The 23,059-nt window shown below is 47.3% G+C and carries 18 protein-coding genes; all 18 read right to left on the reverse strand.

The features are described from left to right. Positions 1-112: 112 nt before the first annotated feature. Complete coding sequence (dnaK, locus tag ACWP87_RS10025) at positions 113-1,972, reverse strand: molecular chaperone DnaK (protein ID WP_005684295.1); 1,860 nt, start codon at positions 1,970-1,972, stop codon at positions 113-115. A gap of 29 nt (positions 1,973-2,001) precedes the next feature. Continuing rightward, positions 2,002-2,595 carry a nucleotide exchange factor GrpE gene (gene grpE, locus ACWP87_RS10030; RefSeq protein WP_005684296.1) on the reverse strand — a complete coding sequence of 198 codons (594 nt, stop codon included), beginning with the start codon at positions 2,593-2,595 and terminating at the stop codon, positions 2,002-2,004. A 69-nt stretch (positions 2,596-2,664) separates the two neighbouring features. Continuing rightward, positions 2,665-3,711, reverse strand: a complete 1,047-nt coding sequence (hrcA, locus tag ACWP87_RS10035; protein ID WP_005684297.1) for a heat-inducible transcriptional repressor HrcA — start codon at positions 3,709-3,711, stop codon at positions 2,665-2,667. A 158-nt stretch (positions 3,712-3,869) separates the two neighbouring features. After that, a complete protein-coding gene (gene hemW, locus ACWP87_RS10040; RefSeq protein ID WP_005684298.1) occupies positions 3,870-5,015 on the reverse strand; it encodes a radical SAM family heme chaperone HemW in 1,146 nt (381 codons plus the stop codon). Position 5,016: 1 nt separating this feature from the next. Then, positions 5,017-5,964 carry a riboflavin biosynthesis protein RibF gene (gene ribF / locus ACWP87_RS10045; RefSeq protein ID WP_005684300.1) on the reverse strand — a complete coding sequence of 316 codons (948 nt, stop codon included), beginning with the start codon at positions 5,962-5,964 and terminating at the stop codon, positions 5,017-5,019. Positions 5,965-5,971: 7 nt separating this feature from the next. Continuing rightward, the gene (gene truB / locus ACWP87_RS10050) at positions 5,972-6,877 is read right to left on the reverse strand and encodes a tRNA pseudouridine(55) synthase TruB (protein WP_014569705.1); all 906 of its coding nucleotides are present in this window, start codon (positions 6,875-6,877) and stop codon (positions 5,972-5,974) included. Between the two features lie 75 nt (positions 6,878-6,952). Continuing rightward, positions 6,953-7,732, reverse strand: coding sequence for a DUF475 domain-containing protein (locus tag ACWP87_RS10055; RefSeq protein ID WP_005684303.1), 780 nt, complete (start codon positions 7,730-7,732; stop codon positions 6,953-6,955). A gap of 149 nt (positions 7,733-7,881) precedes the next feature. After that, on the reverse strand, positions 7,882-8,235 hold the full coding sequence (gene rbfA, locus ACWP87_RS10060; RefSeq protein WP_003565780.1) for a 30S ribosome-binding factor RbfA: 354 nt from the start codon (positions 8,233-8,235) through the stop codon (positions 7,882-7,884). A gap of 60 nt (positions 8,236-8,295) precedes the next feature. Further along, on the reverse strand, positions 8,296-11,094 hold the full coding sequence (gene infB, locus ACWP87_RS10065) for a translation initiation factor IF-2 (protein ID WP_005684312.1): 2,799 nt from the start codon (positions 11,092-11,094) through the stop codon (positions 8,296-8,298). Between the two features lie 20 nt (positions 11,095-11,114). Next, positions 11,115-11,414 (reverse strand): YlxQ-related RNA-binding protein, encoded by a 300-nt coding sequence (locus tag ACWP87_RS10070; protein WP_005684313.1) that lies wholly within the window; start codon positions 11,412-11,414, stop codon positions 11,115-11,117. 2 nt (positions 11,415-11,416) lie between these two features. Then, on the reverse strand, positions 11,417-11,710 hold the full coding sequence (gene rnpM / locus ACWP87_RS10075) for an RNase P modulator RnpM (protein ID WP_005684314.1): 294 nt from the start codon (positions 11,708-11,710) through the stop codon (positions 11,417-11,419). Between the two features lie 11 nt (positions 11,711-11,721). Continuing rightward, positions 11,722-12,930: a transcription termination factor NusA gene (nusA, locus tag ACWP87_RS10080; RefSeq protein WP_005684315.1), complete on the reverse strand. Its 1,209-nt coding sequence runs from the start codon at positions 12,928-12,930 to the stop codon at positions 11,722-11,724. Positions 12,931-12,946: 16 nt separating this feature from the next. Next, positions 12,947-13,426, reverse strand: coding sequence for a ribosome maturation factor RimP (gene rimP, locus ACWP87_RS10085; RefSeq protein ID WP_005684317.1), 480 nt, complete (start codon positions 13,424-13,426; stop codon positions 12,947-12,949). Between the two features lie 254 nt (positions 13,427-13,680). Beyond that, a complete protein-coding gene (locus ACWP87_RS10090; RefSeq protein WP_014569707.1) occupies positions 13,681-18,015 on the reverse strand; it encodes a PolC-type DNA polymerase III in 4,335 nt (1,444 codons plus the stop codon). Between the two features lie 121 nt (positions 18,016-18,136). Continuing rightward, positions 18,137-19,867: a proline--tRNA ligase gene (locus ACWP87_RS10095; RefSeq protein ID WP_005684319.1), complete on the reverse strand. Its 1,731-nt coding sequence runs from the start codon at positions 19,865-19,867 to the stop codon at positions 18,137-18,139. A gap of 23 nt (positions 19,868-19,890) precedes the next feature. After that, on the reverse strand, positions 19,891-21,132 hold the full coding sequence (gene rseP / locus ACWP87_RS10100; protein WP_005684320.1) for an RIP metalloprotease RseP: 1,242 nt from the start codon (positions 21,130-21,132) through the stop codon (positions 19,891-19,893). Positions 21,133-21,148: 16 nt separating this feature from the next. Then, the gene (locus ACWP87_RS10105) at positions 21,149-21,937 is read right to left on the reverse strand and encodes a phosphatidate cytidylyltransferase (protein ID WP_005711688.1); all 789 of its coding nucleotides are present in this window, start codon (positions 21,935-21,937) and stop codon (positions 21,149-21,151) included. A gap of 35 nt (positions 21,938-21,972) precedes the next feature. Beyond that, positions 21,973-22,725, reverse strand: coding sequence for an isoprenyl transferase (locus tag ACWP87_RS10110; RefSeq protein WP_005684322.1), 753 nt, complete (start codon positions 22,723-22,725; stop codon positions 21,973-21,975). Positions 22,726-23,059 lie beyond the last annotated feature (334 nt).

Here is a 23,059-nt window from a genome sequence, read left to right on the forward strand (position 1 = left end):
AGTTCCTCCTCGATTCAGATCGTGACTGAAAATGCCAACTTAGCATAGCATAATTCAAACAAAAAGCCAAAACCGCGCCGCGGCTTCGGCTTTTTGCTAATGAACTGATGCCTTATTTCTTATCGTCGTCGGAAACATCCTTGTAGTCACCATTAATGGTGTCATCATCCGACTTCTTGTCATCAGCCGTACCTTGGGCTGCGCCACTCGTTGCGCCACCCTGGGCTTGTTGATTCTTTTGGGCATTTTCATACAACTTAACGGTCATATCCTGAACCAGCTTGTTCAAGTCGTCCCGCTTTTGCTTCATGTCATCAAGATTGTTTTCCTGTTGCGCTTTCTTCAGTGCTTCTTGCGCATCCTTGACTTTCTTGACATCCTCTTCCGGAACCTTGCCGTCAACATCTTTCAGGGTCTTATCTGTCTGGAAGAGTAATTGGTCGACATCGTTCTTCAAATCGACTTCTTCTTTGCGCTTCTCGTCGGCTTCAGCATTTTCTTCAGCTTCCTTCTTCATGCGCTCGATTTCTTCGTCAGACAAGCCGCTGGAACTCTTGATCGTGATGTTTTGTGACTTGCCAGTACCAAGGTCCTTTGCCGATACCTGAACGATCCCGTTCTTATCAATGTCAAACTTGACTTCGATTTGCGGAACGCCACGTGGTGCTGGCGGAATGTCGGTCAATTCAAAGCGGCCAAGTGTCTTGTCATCTGCCGCCATTGGACGTTCACCTTGAAGCACGTGAATATCGACAGCTGGTTGATTGTCCGCAGCAGTTGAGAATACCTGACTCTTAGAAGTTGGAATGGTGGTGTTGCGGTCGATCAGCTTGGTGAAGACACCGCCCATGGTTTCAATCCCTAATGACAGCGGCGTAACATCCAGCAAAACAACATCCTTCACGTCACCGGAAATGACACCACCCTGAACGGCAGCACCTAGCGCAACCGCTTCGTCTGGGTTGATGCTGTGGTCCGGATCTTTGCCAGTCCATTCCTTAACTGCTTGTTGAACAGCAGGGATCCGTGTTGAACCACCATTTAAGATTACTTTGTCAATATCTGCATTCGTCAATTTAGCATCTTTCAGCGCATTTTCAACTGGCACCTTGGTCTTAGCAACCAAGTCGGCGGTCATTTCGTCAAATTGTGCACGGGTTAAAGTGCGTTCCAAGTGCAATGGGCCGTTGGGGCCGGCAGAAATAAATGGCAAGCTGATTTGCGTCTGGGTCACACCGGAAAGATCCTTCTTAGCTTTTTCGGCTGCATCCTTCAGGCGTTGCATTGCCATTTTGTCTTTAGACAGGTCAATGTTGTTATCCTTTTTGAATTCGGAAACAAGCCAGTCGATGATCTTGTTATCAAAATCATCCCCGCCTAAATGAGTATCGCCATTGGTTGACAGCACTTCGAAGACACCATCACCTAACTGCAGGATGGAAACATCAAATGTCCCGCCGCCAAGGTCGTAAACCAAAATCTTTTCGTCTTTGTCGCCTTTATCCAGACCATAAGCCAAGGCTGACGCGGTTGGTTCGTTGATAATCCGTTGAACATTCAAACCAGCGATCTTACCGGCATCCTTGGTTGCCTGACGCTGACTGTCGTTAAAGTAAGCCGGAACTGTGATAACCGCATCTTTAACCGGTTCGCCCAGATAGTCTTCAGAAAATTTCTTGATGTACTGTAGAATCATCGCTGAAATTTCTTGCGGGGTGTATTCTTTATCGCCAACCTTAACTTTATAGTTAGCTTCGCCCATGTGACGCTTAATTGACACGATGGTATCCGGATTAGTGATCGCCTGGCGTTTTGCCACTTCACCAACTTGGATTTCACCATCTTTAAATGCGACAACAGATGGCGTGGTGCGATTGCCTTCCGGGTTGGTGATGATTTTTGGCTGATTGCCTTCCAAAACCGCAACTGCAGAGTTGGTGGTTCCTAAGTCAATACCAATAACTTTACTCATATTTTTATACCTTCTTTATTTCAGATTAATTATTTAGCGACAACGACCATAGCAGGGCGCAGAACCCGATCCTTGAGATAATACCCTTTTTGTAACACCTGCGCGACCGTGTCAGCGGGATGTTTGTCGTCCGCCGCCACGGTTTGTACTGCCTGTTGGGTATTCGGATCAAACTTGTCGCCAGCACCATCAATCGCAGTGATGCCATTTTCCTTCAAGGCGCGTTCCAGATGATCGTAAACCATCTGCACACCTTTTTTGAGTGAGGCCGCACTGTCATCTTTGGCTTCGGTTGCAAGCGCACGCTCTAGATTGTCAACTACCGGCAAAATCGCCTTGGCTAACTTCTGGCCGTCATATTTCAACATTTTTTGCTGCTCTTTTTCGAACCGCGCATTCATGTTTTGAATCTCTGCAGCTGCGCGCAAATACTTGTCTTCGAATGCATCACGCTCTTGCTTCAGTTGTTCACCATCATGCTTGCTGGTTTTCAATTGCTCATTAAGATCAGCAATGCTTTCCTGCAGAATTTCTTCTTTTAGCGAAGTCTCTGGCGTGTCAGCAGCGTGCTTGGCGTCTTTGGCGGTATCTGCAGCAGTCTGCTTTGCTTTTTGTTCTGCCATGGTATCCTCCCTTTTAACCACATCTATTCGCGCAATTGGTTCACGTTAACAGATGCTTGTTATCATCTATCATTGATCAAAGTTGGCGTAATAGTCCGTCAACCGTTTAGCCAGCTCCTCTCGGAAAACATCCAACAGTCCGATCATCTTGGAATACGGCATCTGGGTTGGCCCTAATAGGGCAATCATTCCCGTGCCGTGGTCACCGACATCATAACTGGCGGTAATCAAGCTGAGATTGGCCAGATCAATTGGCTTTAACTCCGGGCCTAGACGAACCGTAACCGGCGTTTGGCGAACCGGTCCGCCAAGCAGTTCAGTAAGATCACCATGATCAGCATCAATCAAGGACATAATCTTTTTCAACTCGTGAATATCCGAGTCGCCGAGATAGTCCATTAAATTTAAGCGGCCACCCACATAGAAACGCTCTGAAGCGGCGGACTTTAAGACATTACCGAAGATATCCAGGAAGCCTTCAGGACTGGTCAGATACTGCATCAGCATCGACGGAACATCAGTCTTTAGCCGCTGAGCAACTTGAATAAGCGGCAAACCGACCAGCTGATCATTGACAATGCGAATCGCCTTTTCCAGCTCGTCAGATGAGATGCTTTCAGGAACGGTGAAAACCTGATTTTCAACATTGCCGTTGTTCGTCACTAAAATCGCCATAACCTGGTGATTGCCCAACGGTACAAGGCGAAATCCGGTCAATTTAATGTTATTCACTTCTGGCCCTAAGCTGATCGCCGTGTAACTGGTCAGATTGGATAAAATCTGCGCACTTTGCGCCACAATTTCATCCATCTTATTGTAGCGTTGACCGAATGCTTGCTTGATCGTGGCTAGTTCACGGTGGGAAACACGCACTGGCTCGACCAGATGATCAAGATAGTAGCGATAGCCTTGAGTCGAGGGTACTCGACCGGAACTGCTATGAGTCTTGGTGATCAAACCGGCGTCTTCCAGCGATGCCATATCATTGCGGATCGTGGCGGAACTGACATGAACCGGCAGTTCCTGCATTAACGTCTTGGAACCGACCGGCTGCCCACTTTCAGTAAACAGGCGGATGATTTCTTTTAAGACGAGCAATTGCCGTTTCGTCAACATTTTCTCACCTCACCTTTAGCACTCGTTTTACACGAGTGCTAATACACTGAATAATATACCAAGCGCCGTTAGCAAAGTCAAGGTAGGATTGCTAAAATGTTGCATCAAACAGCCAACTACGGTTAGATTTTTGGTCATATCCGAAGCATGATTCATCATTAGACCAGTGGCTCATCAAGTAGGAATTGTTGGAAAACCTCATTTCCCAAAAACTTACCGCGATTCGTCAGTCGAATATAACCATTTTGGCGCTCGATTAACCCTTGGCTTTCCAGCTCCGGAACCGTCTCGCCATAAACTGCATCGACCGTCATATGATAGCGGCTATAAAAACGATCTTCATTGACGCCTGCCATGGTGCGTAAGCCAAGGAACATTTCTTCCTCAATTTGCTCAGAAACCGGTACTAAATGATGGGCCAGAACCGGTAAATGGTCGGCATGCAACGGTGCCAGATACTGTTTGATCGGCCCATAATTATGATACCGGTCACGACCAAGATAGCCAAATGCGCCTGCCCCGAAGCCAAAATATTTATCATTTTGCCAATAAAGTAGATTGTGGCGACATTGGTACCCTGTTTTGGCAAAATTACTAATTTCATATTGATGCCGTCCGTGAGCTTCCATTAAATCAATGGCATCTTGGTACATATCAGCTTCAACGTCTTGCGTCGGCAACCGCAGCTTCCCTTGACGCATCAGATTATAAAAAATCGTCTTGCGCTCCAGGATCAATGAATAGGTCGAGTAATGTGGCAAGTCCAATGCCAAAGCTTTTTGAAGGCTGTTCAAAAAGTCATCGCGGCTTTGATCTGGCAGGCGGAAAATCAAATCAATCGACAAGTTGTCAAACCCGACTTTTCTAGCATTGCCGATCGCCGTATAAACATCCTTCGCTCGGTGAATCCGACCAATGCGCTTCAAGACATCATCATTAAACGACTGCACGCCAATCGACAGCCGGTTAACCCCAAAGTCGTATAAGACCTGTAACTTGTCGGTGGTCAGTAAGTCATTGGGATTGGCTTCAAAGGTAAATTCACCGTGATCAAAATGAAGAATATCGCGAATACCTTGGCACAAAACGGCAAGCTGTTGCGGTGTCAGCGTTGTTGGGGTGCCACCGCCAACATAAACCGTTTCAATTTTTTCTTCTGGATGCTCTGCCATCACCATGCGCATTTCTTTGAGCAACATGGCGACATAATCATCGACCGGCTGACCTTCAATAAACACCTTATTAAAATCGCAATAGTAACAAATATGCTCGCAAAACGGTATGTGGATATATGCGCCTGCCATGTTAATCCTTCCTCACCCGAAAATATTGGCGAACGGTTTGTTCATCTGTCTTTAACTGCGCAATCAAAGCATCGGCACCGGCAAACTTGACCTCACCGCGTAAGTAGTGGTACCAACGGACTTGAACCGTTTTACCATAGATCATCTGGTTAAAATCAAGCAGGTTAATTTCAAGCGTTACCGCCCGATCATCTCCAAATGTGACATTGCGGCCAATTGAAGCCATTCCTAAGTACCAAGTATCATCAACTTTGACGGTCACGGCATAGATGCCAATACCCGGAAGCCGTTGTTGCCCCAAAGTGGCTAAATTGATCGTCGGGAAGCCAAGTAAACGGCCGCGTGCTTCACCATGAACCACTTTGCCAGTTGTCAGATAGACATAGCCCAGTAACTCGTTGGCTGTGTCAATGTCACCACGGTCTAAGGCATCTCGAATACGGGTCGAACTGATCTTCTTGCCGTCCTCAGCCAGCTTAGGGACACTGACGACTTCAAAGCGACCGCGCGCATATTCCGGCAATAATGCCATATTGGCCACAGCGCGTTTGCCATACGTATAGTCAAAACCGGCCACAACCGCAGCCGCTTTTAGCCCGACCAAATAATCATCAACAAATGCTTGCGGCGATAAAGCAGCAAATGCTGGTGTAAAGTGGACAAAATACAATAGATCCACGCCAAATTGCTGCATTAAGGCAATTTTTTCTTCGCGTGTCGATAAATACCGAATCGCCGTTTTGGCAACGCCACGGTACACGATCGCCGGATGCATGTCAAATGTCATCACAGCAAGTGGCAGTTTTTTTTCAAGGGCAACTTGTTTACCCGCTTGAATCACCGCTTGATGGCCACGATGGACCCCGTCAAAGAAGCCCAATGTTAGGACAATGGGCTGCGGTGGTGCCGCTGATGCCTGCAGTGGCGGTTGAATATCAATGACTTTCATTCAAATATCACTCATTCTTTTCATTCGTTAAAAACATAATATCGGGTCGATACTGTTGATGATCCAAGCGATAAATCGCTTTTAAAACCCCTGCATAATGCAGCCGAATCCGTGGGGCTTGCAATTTAAGCGTTAAAAACCGACCATGCGTCACATCTTCGTATTGCTCCGGCGTCAAATCTACTTGCGGTAACGCCGCAAATGCGATGTCAATCGGTTGAATAACAGCAGACAGTGTCCCGATTTTTGCGTGTTGTTCCAGATCCGCAAGACTCACTGCCTGTGCGAGGGTAAAGCCGCCACTTTTAATCCGCGTCAACTGACTCATCACGGCAGCGACTCCCAGCGTGCGGCCAACATCAACGGCTAAAGTACGAATGTAGGTCCCTTTTGAAACCGCAGCCTCAAATTTAAATCGCTGCGTTCCTTTTTCCGAATCGAATACTGGCTCACTGGTTCGTTTGAATTGCTTAACCGTTACTTGTCGTTTTGGCCGGTCAACGGTTACCCCTGCTCGGGCATATTCGTACAACCGTTTGCCATTAACTTTGACTGCCGAAAACATTGGCGGTATCTGGGTGATTTCGCCTGTCCATTGCCTCAATGCTTGGTCAAGTTCTGCTTGCGTAAACGGGTTAGCTAAAGGTGTGCGCGTTACCACATCGCCGTCAAGATCTTCGGTTGTTGTCGCAAAGCCGAGTGTAATTTCGCCGGTATAGACCTTTCCACTGGCCATCAATTGTGGGACTGCTTTGGTTGCCGCACCAATCGCCAGTGGCAACACCCCATCAACACTTGGATCAAGCGTGCCGGAATGCCCGATTTTTTTGATGTGCAGAATCTTGCGCGCATGATAGACAGCATCCGCGCTGGTCATGCCGACTGGTTTATATAACGGAAGAATGCCGTTCATGAACCCGGCTCCTTTCAAATTTTAAAATTAAGAGACACCCGTGCGTGACGATCGCTTAGCCGCAAACCATCAGTTTCACGACTTCGGTTTGGTATACATACTGTGATGATGCCTGGCGTGAACGGCATGCCGCCACCCCGCCCAGATAAAGATCACCACTACCAGAACCGAAAACAGCCAGTCAGGAGTTTCAACATGGATCATGGGAAGGCTCAATCCAAGTTTGATGGCAATTAACCCAACCAACACATAAGCCGCCGTTTCCAGCTCCGGAACTCGGTCAATGAAAGTGGTAATCACCTGTGCAACGATCCGCATCGCCAGAATACCCAAGCAACCTCCGATCAAGACAATCACCGGGTTAGGCGATACAGCTAAAGCAGCTAAAATCGAATCAACTGAAAACACAATGTCCAGACTTTCAATTTGCAAAATGGTTCCCCATAAACCATGCGTTTTGTGCTTGTGAGTGGCCGTATTGCTTTTAGGGTGACGCACTGCATAAAAATAACTGCCACTCATCCAAACAAGATACAAAGCTCCGACTGCTTTAATCGGCCAAAACTGCAGTAAGTATGTTCCGAGTCCAATGGCGATGAACCGAAACAAGTACGCGCCACCCATCCCGTACATTAAGGCTTTCTTACGTTCCGATTCTACTTTAAGCTGCTCGGTCTGCGCGGCTAGAACCACCGCATTATCAACCGACAACATACATTCCAGAAGAATTAAACTGAAAATCGTCATCAGCCCGCCAATCGAAAATGCTGACTGCCAATTGTGCGCGGAAAAAAATGGCCCGTATAAGTCACCTAGAAACGCGATCGTAATCCTTCCTTTCTCAATGGTTATCATTATACCGTTCTAAACAGGAAAGCTAAAGGTGTTGAGAAGAAAGGAAGCTGGCAAAAAGTAGCCTCTTAAAAAGAATGCGGTAAATTTTCGGATTAAATTCGTCAAAAAAAAGAACCCCCATCACTTGAGACGGGGATTCTTTAACACTACTATTCGAGATTCTTACGGCGTACTTCATTAATCAACTGATCAATCCGCGCACCATATTGGACGGATTTGTCCTGAGCAAACTCAATTTCCGGTACTTTAAACAACCGAATACGCTGCCCAACCTCACGCCGAATCAACCCACTGGCTTTATCCAAACCAGTTTGCGCTGCTTCGACTTTATCAGGCGCATCATCGAGAATGCTATAGAAAATGGTGGCATGCTGCAGATCACCGGTCAGTTTGACTCCGGTAATCGTCACGCCTTTAACCCGCGGATCATTGACATCTTTCAGCAAAATATCGTCAACTTCCCGTTGGATCTGAGTCTCAACTCGACCGATACGATGTTTCATCTGCACTAACCTCCTTTGAGCGTGAGCCAGCCCGCTGATGAACCGGCAAACGCACTAAAACTACTTAACTGGCACTTCTTCCATCGTGAAGGCTTCGATTTCGTCACCAACTTTAATGTCATTGTAGTTCTCAATGGTTAAACCAAGCTCAAACCCTTGACGAACCTGCTTGACATCATCCTTAAACCGGCGTAACGAACCAAGCTTGCCTTCATACTTAACAATGCCATCACGAATCAGGCGAACACCTGCATCACGGGTAATATAACCGGAATCGACATAGCCGCCGACAACCGTCCCGACTTTTGAGACCGGAATCGTTTCACGCACGGTGACGGTTCCAATGACCTTCTCTTCATAAGTCGGTTCCAACATACCCTTCATCGCAGCTTCAACTTCTTCGATTGCCTTATAGATGACACTGTGCAAACGAATGTCGACATCGTCTTGTTCTGCTTGCGCTTTAGCCATTGCAGTCGGACGAACATTAAAGCCGATAATGATCGCGTTACTTGCTGCAGCTAGGGTAACATCACTTTCGTTAATCGCCCCTACTGCCTGATGAATAATATTCACGCGAACCCCTTTGACTTCGATCTTCTTAAGGCTGCCTGCCAGTGCTTCGACAGAGCCTTGAACATCGGCCTTGATGATGACGTCAACTTCTTTAAGTTGACCTTCTTTCATCGTTTCAAAGAGGTTGTCCAACGTAACGTGCGTCGTGTTCTTACGTTCTTCTTCCTGAGCACGTTTTGCCCGCTCTTCACCGGCTGCCCGTGCTGTCCGTTCATCCGCAAAGACGACAAACTTATCTGCAGATTGCGGCACATCATTTAACCCGGTAATCTCGACTGGCATGGATGGTAAGGCATCCTTAACGCGGCGGCCATGATCGTTGGTCATAGCCCGAACCCGACCAAACGTATTCCCGACAACAATCGGATCCCCCGTATGCAGCGTCCCTTGTTGAACCAGAACCGTTGCGACCGGACCTTTGCCCTTATCCAAACGTGCTTCAATAACAGTACCGACTGCACGTTGATCCGGGTTGGCCTTCAATTCAAGCACATCTGCTTCCAGCAAGATCATTTCCAATAATTCATCGATATTCTTGCCAAACTTAGCCGAGATTTTAACGAAAATAGTGTCGCCACCCCAGTCTTCAGGGATGAGACCATATTCAGTCAACTGTTCCATCACGTGTTCCGGATTAGCACCCGGCTTATCAATCTTGTTGACAGCAACAATGATCGGAGCCTTAGCTGCCTGCGCATGGTGAATCGCTTCAATGGTTTGTGGCATTACGCCGTCATCAGCAGCAACTACCAGTACAACGATATCAGTAATATCGGCACCACGCGCCCGCATGTTGGTAAAGGCGGCGTGCCCAGGGGTATCGAGGAACGTAATCAAACGATCGCGCAATTTAACCTGATACGCCCCGATATGCTGTGTAATTCCACCGGCTTCACCTTCAGTCACATGCGTATGCCGCAACTTGTCCAGTAAAGTGGTTTTACCATGGTCAACGTGACCCATGATGGTGACAACTGGCGGCCGTGGCTGCAAGTTGTCCTGATTCTTATTTTCTTCCTCGAACACTTTGTCCAGATCGGAAATATCTTCGTGAACCTTTTCTTTAGCATCAATGCCATAATCCGTTGCCAGAAGCTCGATCGTATCTTTATCCAGACTCTGGTTTTGGTTAACCATGACGCCTAACATAAAGAGTTTCTTAATTAACTCTGCTGGTTCGCGATGAAGAATCTTACCCAGCTCCTGAGCGTTCATCCCTACTTCATAGTTCAGAACTTCCGGTAATGGCCGCTCTTTACGCTGTGGCATCTCTTTTTTCGGTTGGCTCTGCTGGCGACGTTTGTTCTTCTTGTTGCGTCGGTTGCTGTTGCGGTTAAACCCGTTACGATTCCCAAAGCTGTTGCCACGGCCAAAATTGTTGTTCCCGCCGCCACGCCGGCTATTACGGTTGTCTTGGCTACCGGCACTGGCTGGTTTAGCTGTCGTGTTGGCCACAGCCGGTTTTGTAAAGCGTTGATTGGTTTGTGCAGCAGGCTGCTCGGTTCGTGGCCGCTGCTGGCGCTGTTCAGTCCGCGCTGGTTTCTGTTCGGTTTGCGGACGTTGTTGGGCACGAGTCGCTTGCGGGCGCTGTTCAGTAGATTCCGAACGTTTACTCGCTGCAGCTGGTTTAGCCGCCTGTTGACGCTTAGGTTGCTGGCGCTCGGATTCCGGTTTAACAAACTTGCCACCATTTCCGGCTACCGGACGCGGATTACCATTGGCAGCGGTCGGACGCCCAGCACGCGGCATCGGGCCAGTCACACGCTGATTGTCAAAACGCCGGTTACGATCCCGGCGATTACGATCGTTTGAGCGATTACTATTGTTATTGGCGGAACGATTGTTATTATTGCCGCGGTTATTGTTACGGTTACCGGCATTAGCGTTGGCAGTCTGCTGATTGCTGTGGTTGCCAGCCTTATGCGCGGTCTGAGTGCCCCGTGGACGTAAAATTGTTGACTTACTTAAAATGATTTTTCCATCAGCAGTTTTGTTAGACTTAGCAGGCTTGTTTTCATGCTTGACCGGCTTTTCGGACTGGCTCTGAGCATGATCTTTTGCAGTTGCCGCCTTTGATTTGGCTGGTTTTGCCGCTGCTGATGTTGCAGGTGCCTTAGCTGCGGCAGACTTGCCCAGCACCCCTTTGATCTTAGCTTCCTGATCCTGATCGATCGAGGACATATGGTTTTTTACTTCGATACCCAAATTCTTGGCAATATCGAGCACGTCTTTATTATCAACGTGCATTTCTTTGGCAAATTCATAAACGCGTTTTTTGCCCATTTCTTCACGCTCCCTGCAATTTAGGTGAGCAGCTCTTGCATCTTCTTAGCGAAGCCTGCATCGGTTACGGCAATCATCGCGCGATCACTGCCGATGGCTTGCGATAGGTCCATTTTGGAAAACATTGTGACCAAAGGAACTTGATAGTAGCTGCTTTTATCGGAAAACTTCTTGCGGGTATTGGCACTTGCATCACTGGCAACAAAGACCAGCTTTGCCTCGCCTGAGCGAATCGCACTTAACACCAACTGATCCCCAGTGGTGAGACGACTAGCGCGGCGGGCCAATCCCAATAAATTCAATACGGCTTGTTTTTGCATGGTTACTTGCCGAATAATTCTTGACGTGCCTTTTGATGATCTACATAAGCAAAAAGGTCATCATAAAAGGCCGGATCAATCGTAATGCCAAACGCGGCGTCAATCAATTTTTTACCTTTTGCCCGTTTAACCGCATCAGGATCAAGCGCTACATACGCGCCTCGTCCTGCAGCTTTACCGGTGGGATCGATTGCGACCACATCTTCCTTGTTCTTAACGATTCGGACAAGTTCTTTTTTTGGCATCATCGTGTTGCTCAGCAAGTCCTTGCGCATTGGTATCTTACGCTTTTTCATGGCTCGCCTCCTTATGCCTGTGGCTGGTCGTGGGTGCTTGGCGTCACAGGGGTTTCATCGGCTTCATCGTTTGCCTGATCAACTCCAGCATCATCACTGGGCGCTTGACTGGCGTTATCTTGGTCATCTGCTGCTGCGGCTGCCTCAACCTCTGCTTCGGATAATTCATCATCGTCAACGAATTCGACTTCTGATTCCGGCTTGATGTCGATCTTGTAACCGGTCAACTTCGCTGCAAGGCGCGCATTTTGGCCTTTTTTACCAATTGCCAGTGACAGTTGATAATCCGGAACAATGACTGTCGCCGAACGATCATTGTCTTCATCATTAAACTGAACCGCGATCACTTGTGCCGGATTTAAGGCATTAGCGATGTAATCAGCCGGATCTTCTTCCCACTGTACCACATCCATATTCTCGCCAGAAAGCTCATTGACCACTGCCTGTACCCGTGCACCCCGCGGACCCACTGTTGTACCGACAGCATCAACCGCATCGTTGGTTGCCCGCACCGCGATCTTCGTCCGATCACCGGCTTCACGCGCAATGTTGACAATTTCCACCGTGCCATCGAAAATTTCCGGAACTTCCTGTTCAAACAGGCGCTTTACTAAACCAGGATGGGTCCGACTCACAAACACTTGCGGGCCTTTGCTGGTATTTTCGACTTTGGTGACATAAACCTTAATGCGATCGTGAGCTTCATACTTTTCATTTGGCATCTGATCTTGACGGCCTAATACCGCTTCGATCTTGCCTAAGTTGACGTAGATGAACCGATTGTCCCGACGCTCAACGACACCTTGAAGAATCTCATCTTCGTACTGTGAGTATTCATCATAAACGATACTGCGCTCAGCTTCACGCACTCGTTGCATAATGACTTGTTTTGCGGTCTGGGCAGCAATACGGCCGAAGTCTTTGGGCGTCACTTCAAACTTGATTTGATCGCCGATTTCATAAGCTTTATTGATAGCTAAAGCGTCTTTGAGACTGACTTCCAGACGCGAATCAAAAACTTCATCCGTCACTTCTTTGACCGCATAAACATGAATGTCGCCTTGTTTAGGATCAAATTCCACATCGACATTTTGGGCCTGATTGTAATTACGCTTATAAGCAGAAACCAGTGCGGCTTCCAAGGCTTCAATCACAACCTCTTTCTTAACCCCCTTTTCTTGCTCAAGGGCATCAAGTGCTTGGATCATTTCCTTTGACATGCTTTTCTTACCTCCACTAAAACTCGATCGCCAATCGTGCAGAAGCGATCAATTTTCGGTCAATGACCTGATCGAACTTGCGGCTTTTATCTTTGACCGTTAATGTCAGCTGGTCAGGCTTCAAATCTTTCAAAGTACCTTCGAAAACTTTCTTACCATCCAGCTTCTTAAATAACGAGACATGAATGTAGTCGCCGATTGCCTGTTCATAATCGGTCTCGCGTTTTAACGGCCGTTCAGCTCCAGGACTGGAGACCTCAAGGAAATATTGTTGCGGAATGGGATCCGGATTGATAGCGTCCAATTGCTCGGACAACGCTTCGCTAACCAGCACACATTCATCTAATGTAATGCCGCCTGGCTTGTCAATATACACCCGCAGATACCAGCCGCCGCCTTCCTTCACAAATTCGACATCCGTGAGGTAAAAATGATGGTCGTCCAAAATCGGTTTAACCAAAGCGGTCACGGTTTCAACAACCGATTGCGTACTCAAGCCACCGCCTCCTTTATTGTTCATTCAAGACTATTGATTCTGACGGCACGCTAAACGGACGCCAGAAATGACGTTCGCCAATAAAAAGAGTGAGCATCGCTGCTCACTCACCGCCAGAACCTTACTTTACTATTGTTACAATACCATAGATAGGCACCACTTGCAAACAAGCAGGTCAGTGTGGTAATAGGCTTACCGGCCATTTTAATATCTCTGCACGATAAGCATCAAGCAAAAACATTTATGTGGCCGAATTAAAATAAGCCATCAAAAAGTGATAATTGATTTTCATCTGGAAGATCATCTAAAACATGGTTGGTCGTCATGTAATCAATCAAAGTTTTAGAAACCTTTCCGCGATTTGCTAGGTCTTCTTTTGATAAGAATGGCTTTTCTTCACGGGCAGCGACAATCTGCTTGGCAACGTTATCGCCCAATCCGGGAACCGCACGGAATGGCGCTAGAATGGTGTGATCATCCTGAATCAGGAAATCATGGGAATCGGACTTGGTGACATCAATCATTTTGATCTTAAAGCCACGCTCCAGGCATTCGTTAGCAATTTCCAAAACAGTTAACAATTGCTTTTCTTTAGCGGAAGCATCCATGCCCTTGTCCGTAATCTCCTTCATTGCGGCTTTAACGGCTTCTTTGCCGTGACTCATGGCAGCTAAATCAAAATCTTCGGCCCGCACGGAAAAGTAAGCAGTGTAATACACCAGCGGATAATGGACCTTGAACCAGGCGATCCGCAATGCCATCAGAATATACGCCGTTGCGTGGGCTTTAGGGAACATGTATTTAATCTTCAGGCAGGAATCAATATACCAATCCGGCACATTTTCATTTTCGCGCATCGCTTTTTGCCAGTCATCCGGGATACCCCGGCCTTTACGAACGTGTTCCATGATATTAAACGCCATGGAATCGTCCATCCCCCAGTGAATCAAGTCCATCATGATGTTATCACGACAACCGATGACTTCCTTCAAGGTGACAATGCCTTGCTTGATTAACTCTTCCGCATTGCCTAACCACACATCCGTCCCGTGAGACAATCCGGAAATCTGTAATAATTCGCTGAAGGTCGTTGGCTTGGTTTCTTCAAGCATGCCGCGGACAAACCGGGTCCCAAATTCGGGAATGCCAAGCGTGCCCATTTTGGAATTGATTTGTTCAGGCGTCACACCTAAACTCTCGGTTCCGGAAAAAAGCGCCATGACTCCGGGATCGTCAGTTGGAATTGATTTCGGCTCAACCCCTGACAAGTCCTGCAACATACGAATCATCGTTGGGTCATCATGGCCCAGTACATCCATTTTCAAAATATTATCGTGAATTGAATGGAAATCAAAGTGGGTGGTCATCCAAGCAGCATTTTGGTCATCCGCCGGGTATTGAATCGGTGTGAAATCATAAATATCCATATCTGCCGGGACAATCAAGATCCCCGCCGGATGCTGACCAGTGGTACGTTTAACGCCAGTATCGCCTTGTGCCAGTCGATCAATTTCAGCACCGCGCAACTGTTGACCGGTGTCGCGCTCGTAAGCTTTCACATAACCATAAGCGGTTTTATCGGCCACCGTTCCAATTGTCCCGGCACGGAAACTATGATCTTCGCCGAACATCACTTTGATATAGTTATGCGCCACAGGCTGATAGTCACCGGAAAAGTTCAAGTCAATATCCGGCACCTTATCGCCGTGGAAGCCTAAGAACGTCTCAAATGGAATGTCATGGCCGTCTTTATGCAGCTCGGTTCCACATTTCGGGCAGGTCTTATCCGGAAGGTCAAAGCCCGATCCGACTTCGCCATGCGTAAAGAATTCACTGTACTGGCATTTCGGACACCGATAATGTGGCGGCAATGGGTTCACCTCGGTAATCTCGGCCATCGTCGCAGCTAAACTCGAACCAACCGACCCTCGGGAACCAACCAAGTACCCGTCTTTGTTCGACTTTAATACCAGCCGTTGCGCAATGTTATAAATGACTGAGAATCCATTCCCGATAATACTTTTAAGTTCTTTATCCAAGCGTTGCGCGACGATTTCTGGCAACGGATTGCCGTAAAGCTCATAGGCAGTCGCCATCACATCATGTTTGAGCTTTTCTTCCACCCCAGGCACTTCCGGCGTGTAAAGCTTATCTTTAACCGGTGTGATATTATCATCAATCCAGTCGGCAATTAAATTCGAGTTGGTTACGACCAGTTGCTGCGCCTTTTCTTCGCCTAACCAACTAAAATCATCCAGCATTTCCCGGGTTGAGCGAAAATGAACATCAGGCAGACTATGACGATTAAGCGGATTGGCCCCACCTTGACTGTGAATGAGAATCTTTCGATAAATCGCATCGTGTTGATCCAGATAATGAACGTCACCGGTAACGACAACCGGCTTCTCTAGTTCGTCGCCGATTTTGACAATTTTTTGCAAAATATCTTTTAAATGCGACTCGCCTTTAATAAGATCGGCTTCTAGTAATGGCTGGTAAACGGCTGGCGGTTGAATTTCGAGATAATCATAAAATGCTGCCTTGGCACGTGCTTCAGCCTCCCCTTTTTGCATCATGGCGGTGAAAACTTCGCCGCTTGAGCAAGCCGAACCGACGAGCAAACCTTCACGCAACTTCTGCAACTGACTGCGTGGTACTCGCGGCACCCGATAGAAGTATTTGACATTTGACAAGGACACCAACTTGAAAAGATTCTTCAAGCCGGCTTGGGTTTTGGCAAATACAATCGCATGACTCGGGCGGGCAGCCTTATAAGCCTCACCGGCACCCACGCGATCATTTAATTGGTTGAGTTTGGTCATGTTGTACATCTTGGCAGCTTCTTTTTCCAAGGCGTATAGCAAATAACCGGTCGCCTCAGCATCCGCGTTGGCGCGGTGATGGTGTTCTAGGCTAACTTTGTATTGCTTAGCCAAGGTATCCAGTTTGTGATTTTTGCGTTCGGGATGGAGCATGCGCGATAACTCAAGCGTATCAATGACCGGATTGTCAATATCAGCCAGCCCGTGCCGCTCATAACCATTATCCAAGAAGCCCACGTCAAACGTGACATTATGTCCGACCATGATCGCACCGTCACAGAACTGCTGGAAAAGCCGAAACACTTCTTCTTCAGACTTGGAACCGTGAACCATGTCGTCGGTGATATGCGTGAGGTTAATGGTTAATTCTGACAGCGGAAAACCGGGATCGATCATTTCTTCAAACTGATCAATCACCTGACCGTCTTTCATTTTAACGGCAGCTAACTCGATGACCTTATCGTAAACTGCTGAAAGACCGGTTGTTTCCACGTCGAAAACAACATATTCCGCGTCTGCCAACACGCGCGGCTCGTCAGCTCGATAAGCAACCGGCGTTCCATCATCGACTAGGTTGATTTCAACGCCGTATAACATTTTCAAACCGGCTTTAGCAGCTGCGGTGTGGGCTTCTGGATAAGCTTGCAGCCCAGCATGATCGGTTACAGCGATCGCCTTGTGTCCCCATGCTTTAGCGCGGTTCACGAAATCGGTAATTGAGTTGGTCGCATCCATCTGGCTCATGTTTGTATGCAGATGCAGCTCAACCCGTTTTTCGCCTTCAACGTCATCGGTTGGATCAGGATGGGAAACGGTTTGAATATCTTGTGCATTGATCGTGAGTTCGCGCGAATAGTTGTCCTCTTGCACACTGCCGCGTACCCGCAACCACTGGCCTTTTTTAATGCGCGCAAACATCGCCTCATCGTCAGCACCATTGCTGAATTTCTTGGCAATAAAACTGGAGCTGTAATCGGTGATTTTGAAAATCAGTAATTGCCGTTTCGAGCGTAATTCCCGTACTTCGACATCAAACACATAGCCTTCAACGGTTACTGAACGTTCTTCTTGGGTAATCGTGACCATTTGCTGCGGCGGATCACTCATTTTTAACTGCCGCCCCATTTGAACCGGACCATTCGTGGGCTCCTGTTTTTGTTTAGCCGCTTGCCGCTTCACCACTTCAGCAGCTGCCTGGGCCATCTTCGCCGTTTGCGCTGCTTTTTGCGCTTCAAATGCCGCCAAAGACTGCGCCGCTTGCTCTTCGTCTACTTGGGCCTGCATCCGTAATCCGGAAAAGCCGACTTGCTGATAGGTTGCTTCAAGCTTACCTAATCCTTGATTAATCAGGTATTGCCGAATCTGTTCATTTTCAGCTGTTATCACCGCGCGATTATTCACCAACGTCGGTACCTGTTTTTCGCACAGTTCACGAACGATCCCAGTACCGATTTCTGAATTTTGCACCACATATGGCCAATATTGCGCCAATAGTTCGTCAGTAATCGTCGGCTGAGCAACCGCAATGGTCAACCGTGTCGCCGCAATTTGTTTGAAAGCAATTGGCAGTTGCGTGGCGATGGTATTAAAAATCTGGAATGGCAAAATCGTCGGAAACGCCAAGGTAAAGTCATAGCGTTGTGACTGCTCATGGATTGTCACTGCTTGAACCGACCCATCTGCCAGTGATGGATCATGTCGCACATCTGCTGGTAAATCGAGCTGATCCATTAATTTTTCAAACATCTCATGTTGGGATAAAGCCAAATCGTGCACCCCTCTTAGATGGCAGAAACTGGGACAAAATGCTGCCAACTCTTCAGGCCACAAACTCGCCGCCAAAAAGAGGATGGGATTAGCAATTTTGCCCCAGCGCCTTAGTTATCAATTATGCTTTTGCCTGTTCTTGTTTATGCAACTGGGCCATGAGGATCTTGATCGAACTGATCAACTCTTCTTTCTTGACTTCAATTGTTTCGCCAGTCTTACGTAACTTAAGCTCAACAATCTCATCAACCGCTTTTTTACCAACCGTCACGCGCAACGGAATCCCGATTAAATCGGAATCGGCAAATTTCACACCCGGCCGTTCGTTACGGTCATCCACCAGCACACTATAGCCGGCATCTTCAAGCATCGTTCCAATCGAAGCGGTCAGCGTCTTTTGTTCCTCACGCTTCAGATTAACCGGAATCAGATGAATGTCAAAAGGAGCGATCGTGGTCGGCCAAATCAAGCCGTGATCGTCTGCCTGCTGTTCAGCAATTGCCGAAAGCAGTCGTGATACACCAATACCATATGATCCCATGATAATCGGCTGACTACGGCCATTTTCATCAAGGAAATCAGCGCCCATAGTTTCAGAATACCGGGTACCGAGTTTGAAAATATGGCCAATTTCGATCCCGCGCGTAAACTTAAGCACACCCTGGCCATCCGGTGACACTTCGCCTTCCTTAACAAAACGAATATCGGCAAAAGTTTCCGGATTCACATCGCGCTCAAAGTTCACGTTCAGTAAATGTGTGTGCGCTTTATTGGCACCTGCCACCAAATTCGTCAAGCCGCTCAGACTATTATCGGCAATAATCCGTACATCTTTATCGACGTTTACCGGGCCGATATTACCGACTTCTGCGTGCATGACCGATTCAACCTGTTCAGGAGTCGCCATTTCGAGGAAGTCAGCGCCTAAGATGTTCTTAAGCTTGGTATCATTGATTTCATAATCACCACGCACCAGTGCCAGCACCGGAGCACCATCCGCCATAAATAAAACGGCTTTAATTAACTTTTGTTCCGGAATCTTCAACAAAGCAGCAACTTCAGCGATCGTTTTTGCATCTTTAGTATCCACCCGGGTTAATTCCGCCTGGGCTTCAACGCCTTGCTTCGGCAGCGCCATGCTCGTGGCCATCTCTAAGTTAGCGGCATAGTCGGAACTGTCGGAATAGACAATGGTATCTTCACCAATTGACGCAATGGCGGAAAATTCTTTCGAGTCTTTTCCGCCCATCGCGCCGCCATCACCGATAATCGTCCGATAACGCAGGCCTAGACGATCAAAAATATTGGTGTAAGCATGTTCCATTTGCCGATAAATGGTATCGAGATCCTGATCATTACTGGTAAATGAATAAGCATCCTGCATAATGAACTCACGCCCACGTAAAACGCCATAGCGCGGCCGATCTTCATCACGGAATTTATCCTGAATTTGATACAACACTAACGGCATCCGCTTGTAAGATTTCAATTCATTGCGAACCAGATCCGTAAAGGTTTCTTCATGAGTAGGGCCCAAGATCATTTTACGATCCTGACGATTTTTCAACTTAAATAAATTGGGTCCGTAAGTTTCATACCGTCCGGATTCTTCCCAGAGCTCGGCTGGCAATAACGCCGGCATCTTCATCTTAACCGCATCGATCTTCGTCATTTCATCGTCAATGATCGCTTCGATTCGACTCAAGACGCGTTCTGCTAGTGGTAAATAGGCATAAACACCGGCTTGCACCTGACGCACAAAGCCAGAGCGCAACATCATTTTATGTGACTTTGCCTCTGCTGAACTGGGTACTTCTTTTTCTGTAGGAATAAACATCCGTGATTGTTTCATGTCAGCCTCCAAAGCTAGATTATTTAAAAGTAACGCATAATATCATTAATCGTCACGGCGAGCATCAGGAGTACCATCAACCCGAGGCCAACCATGGTGACAACACCTTCTGTTTCAGGCTTCAACGGTTTGCGCCGAATCAGTTCAATGAGATTCAGTAAAATTTTACCACCATCCAGAACCGGGATTGGCAACAAATTGCTGATTCCCAAGCCGAGACTTAAGTATCCCATAAAGAATAGCAATCCCTGCAATCCACCTTTAGCACTTTGACTGGTCATGGTATAAATTCCGACCGGCCCAGCTAACTTATTAAGCGAAAAGCCGCCAGTCACCATGGATTTGAGGACATCCCAAGTGCGCACAGCTAAATCCCAGGTTTGGGTGAAACCATACGTAAACGCCCGTGCCGGTGATTTTTCGATGAGTGCTTCCACACCGATCTTGCCATCCTTGTTAGGCTTGATGACCACATTTTGCGTTTTGCCATGCTCTTTAACTGTAAACGTCACCGACTTACCGGCCTGTTTGCTGACTTTGCTGGAAAGATCAGTAAAAGAATGAATCTTTTCACCATCAATCGCCTGAATTGTGGCATTTGACTTAAGCCCGGCTTGAGCAGCAGGATAACCGGGCAGTACCGTTCCGATTTGATTGGTATTTAAGACCTGCACGCCAAACATCAACCCGTAAATAATAAAGGTCAAAATGGCAAGAATAAAATTATTCATCGGACCGGCAAAGTTAACAATTAGACGCCGCCAAACCGGGGCATTTTGAAATTGGACATCTTCTGGCGCAATTTGAACTTCGGTGCCATCTTCTTCAATAATCGTGGCATCATGGTCAACCGACCAACGCTCCAGTTTCTCTTCGTCGCCATTAGGGTAGCCTTCAATCACCAAGTCTTTAACGAGGTCTACGCGGCTTACTTGTACCGGCATGCCACCTGCCAGCGTTGTTTTATCACTGGCATTAATCCGCGTCACTGTACCGGCATCATTCAGGATAATACTCAGCATGGTCCCAGGCTTGATTTCATCTTCCTCATCCTGCCAGCCAGCCATACGTACATATCCGCCCAGTGGCAACAAGCGCAAGGTATAGGTCGTATTATTCTTATGTGAGGCCCATAGCTTAGGCCCCATGCCAATCGAAAACTCACGTACTAATATTCCGCTGCGCTTGGCAAAATAAAAATGGCCAAACTCGTGAACCACCACAAGAATGCAGAAGATAACAATAAAGGCAATGATTGTGGTCATATGTGCTCCTTAATGGTCAGACAATGCCAAACAAATGCAGCATTGGCAATACCAGTAGTAAACTGTCAAACCGATCTAAAATACCGCCGTGCCCTGGAAGAATTTTACCGGAATCCTTAACCCCGTAAAATCGCTTCAAAGCGGATTCGATTAGGTCACCGATTTGGCCGATAACCGACAGGCACAAGGCAATCCCCATCATTGGCCAAAAAGTATAATATTGCGGGAAGAACATTAAGTAAATCGCAGCCGTTATTAATGCAAGTACAACCCCACCGACACTGCCTTCGATGGTTTTGTTTGGGCTGATCGCCGGCCACAATTTATGGCGGCCAAGTTTGCGACCGATCATATAGGCACCAGTATCTGTCAACCAGACAATCAGCAGCGCAAACATCAACGTATCCAGCCCCGCATCGTTGCGCACACTGATCAAATAATGAAACCCTGTACCGATATAAAAGAATGACAACACCGATACACCAATATCATCAAACGTCGTGCGATTCTTGGTTGTCACGGTTATACAAAGCAACAAAGCAACCGCAATGTAAATCAGATCAATCCGCCCTAAAAAGGCAGGCAGCCAACGGAAAAAGCTATTCGGCAAAACCACCGCCAAGATACCAAGCGATGCAATCAGAAAATCTGGCGAAAGAATGATGCGCTTCCGCATGATATACACTTCTGATAACGCAATTAGCGCTAAGACTGCTCCGGCTGTATCGATCCAACCGCCACCGGCAATTAGAATTGGAATAAAAATTGCCAAAGCAACGACAGCCGTTATGACCCGTTGTTTCATGATAACAAATCCTCCATCACCATTTATTTAGTTGATTATTTTTTTAAACCGCCAAAACGCCGGTCTCTAGCCTGGTAAGTTGCGATCGCCGCCTCCAATGCAGCAGGCGAGAAATCCGGCCAATAATCATCGACAAACACCAGCTCACTATAAGCGATCTGCCAGAGCAAAAAGTTGGAAATCCGTAACTCACCACTTGTACGAATCAATAAATCCGGATCGGCTAAATCACCAAGGAACCCCGTCATCAGTGCAGCAGAAAAATGCTGATCATCAATATCTTCAGGATCTAATTGACCATCACGCACCGCGCTTGCCAGTTTCCGGGCAGCGTGAACCAGTTCGTCACGACCACCATAATTCAGCGCAAAGTTAAGAATCATGCCGGTGTTGTTGGCCGTATCCGCCATAGCTTTTTCACTCGCCTTGCGTGTCGGCTCAGGTAAGTCGGTTAACTCACCCATAACTTCAACTTTAACATTTTCTTTGATTAAATCAGGCATAAAATCGTTAAAAAAGTCAACCGGTAAGCGCATGAGGTAATTCACCTCAGAACCGGGGCGCTTCCAATTTTCAGTTGAAAAAGCATACAAAGTCAAAACTTTAACCCCGAGACGACTTGCTGCCTTGGTAATCGTTTTAACATTTTGCATGCCTTGTTTGTGTCCGGCAACCCGCGGCAACAATCGCCGCTTTGCCCACCGACCGTTACCATCCATGATAATCGCAATATGCGCGGGAATCCGTGCCGGATCAAGTTTCACTTTCGAACCCTTGGCTATGGCCAAACTGGCGCCTCCTCACAACGTCTACGGTGCCTCATGCACCAAATGTCTTTAACGATTGTAGCAGAAAAAAAGGCAGAGCGCGAATAGGCGCGGTTAGAAACCGGAGTGTAAGCGGCCTTAAAGTGAAATGACCGGGCTTTGGTCATTTTGCTTTAAGGTCCTTACATTCCGATTTCTGCGCCTATTCGCGCGTTTTAAAACCGAGGCCAGGCGCAGTTAGAAGTGAAGTCGCAAATGCAACCATTTAACAGGACAACTTTTACCACTAGTTTCCTTTGTTAGCATGATTACATGGCGCCAAAAAGTTTATTAAACCAGAAAAACCCCAGATCTA

It is taken from the genome of Lacticaseibacillus sp. 22, from assembly GCF_055413445.1.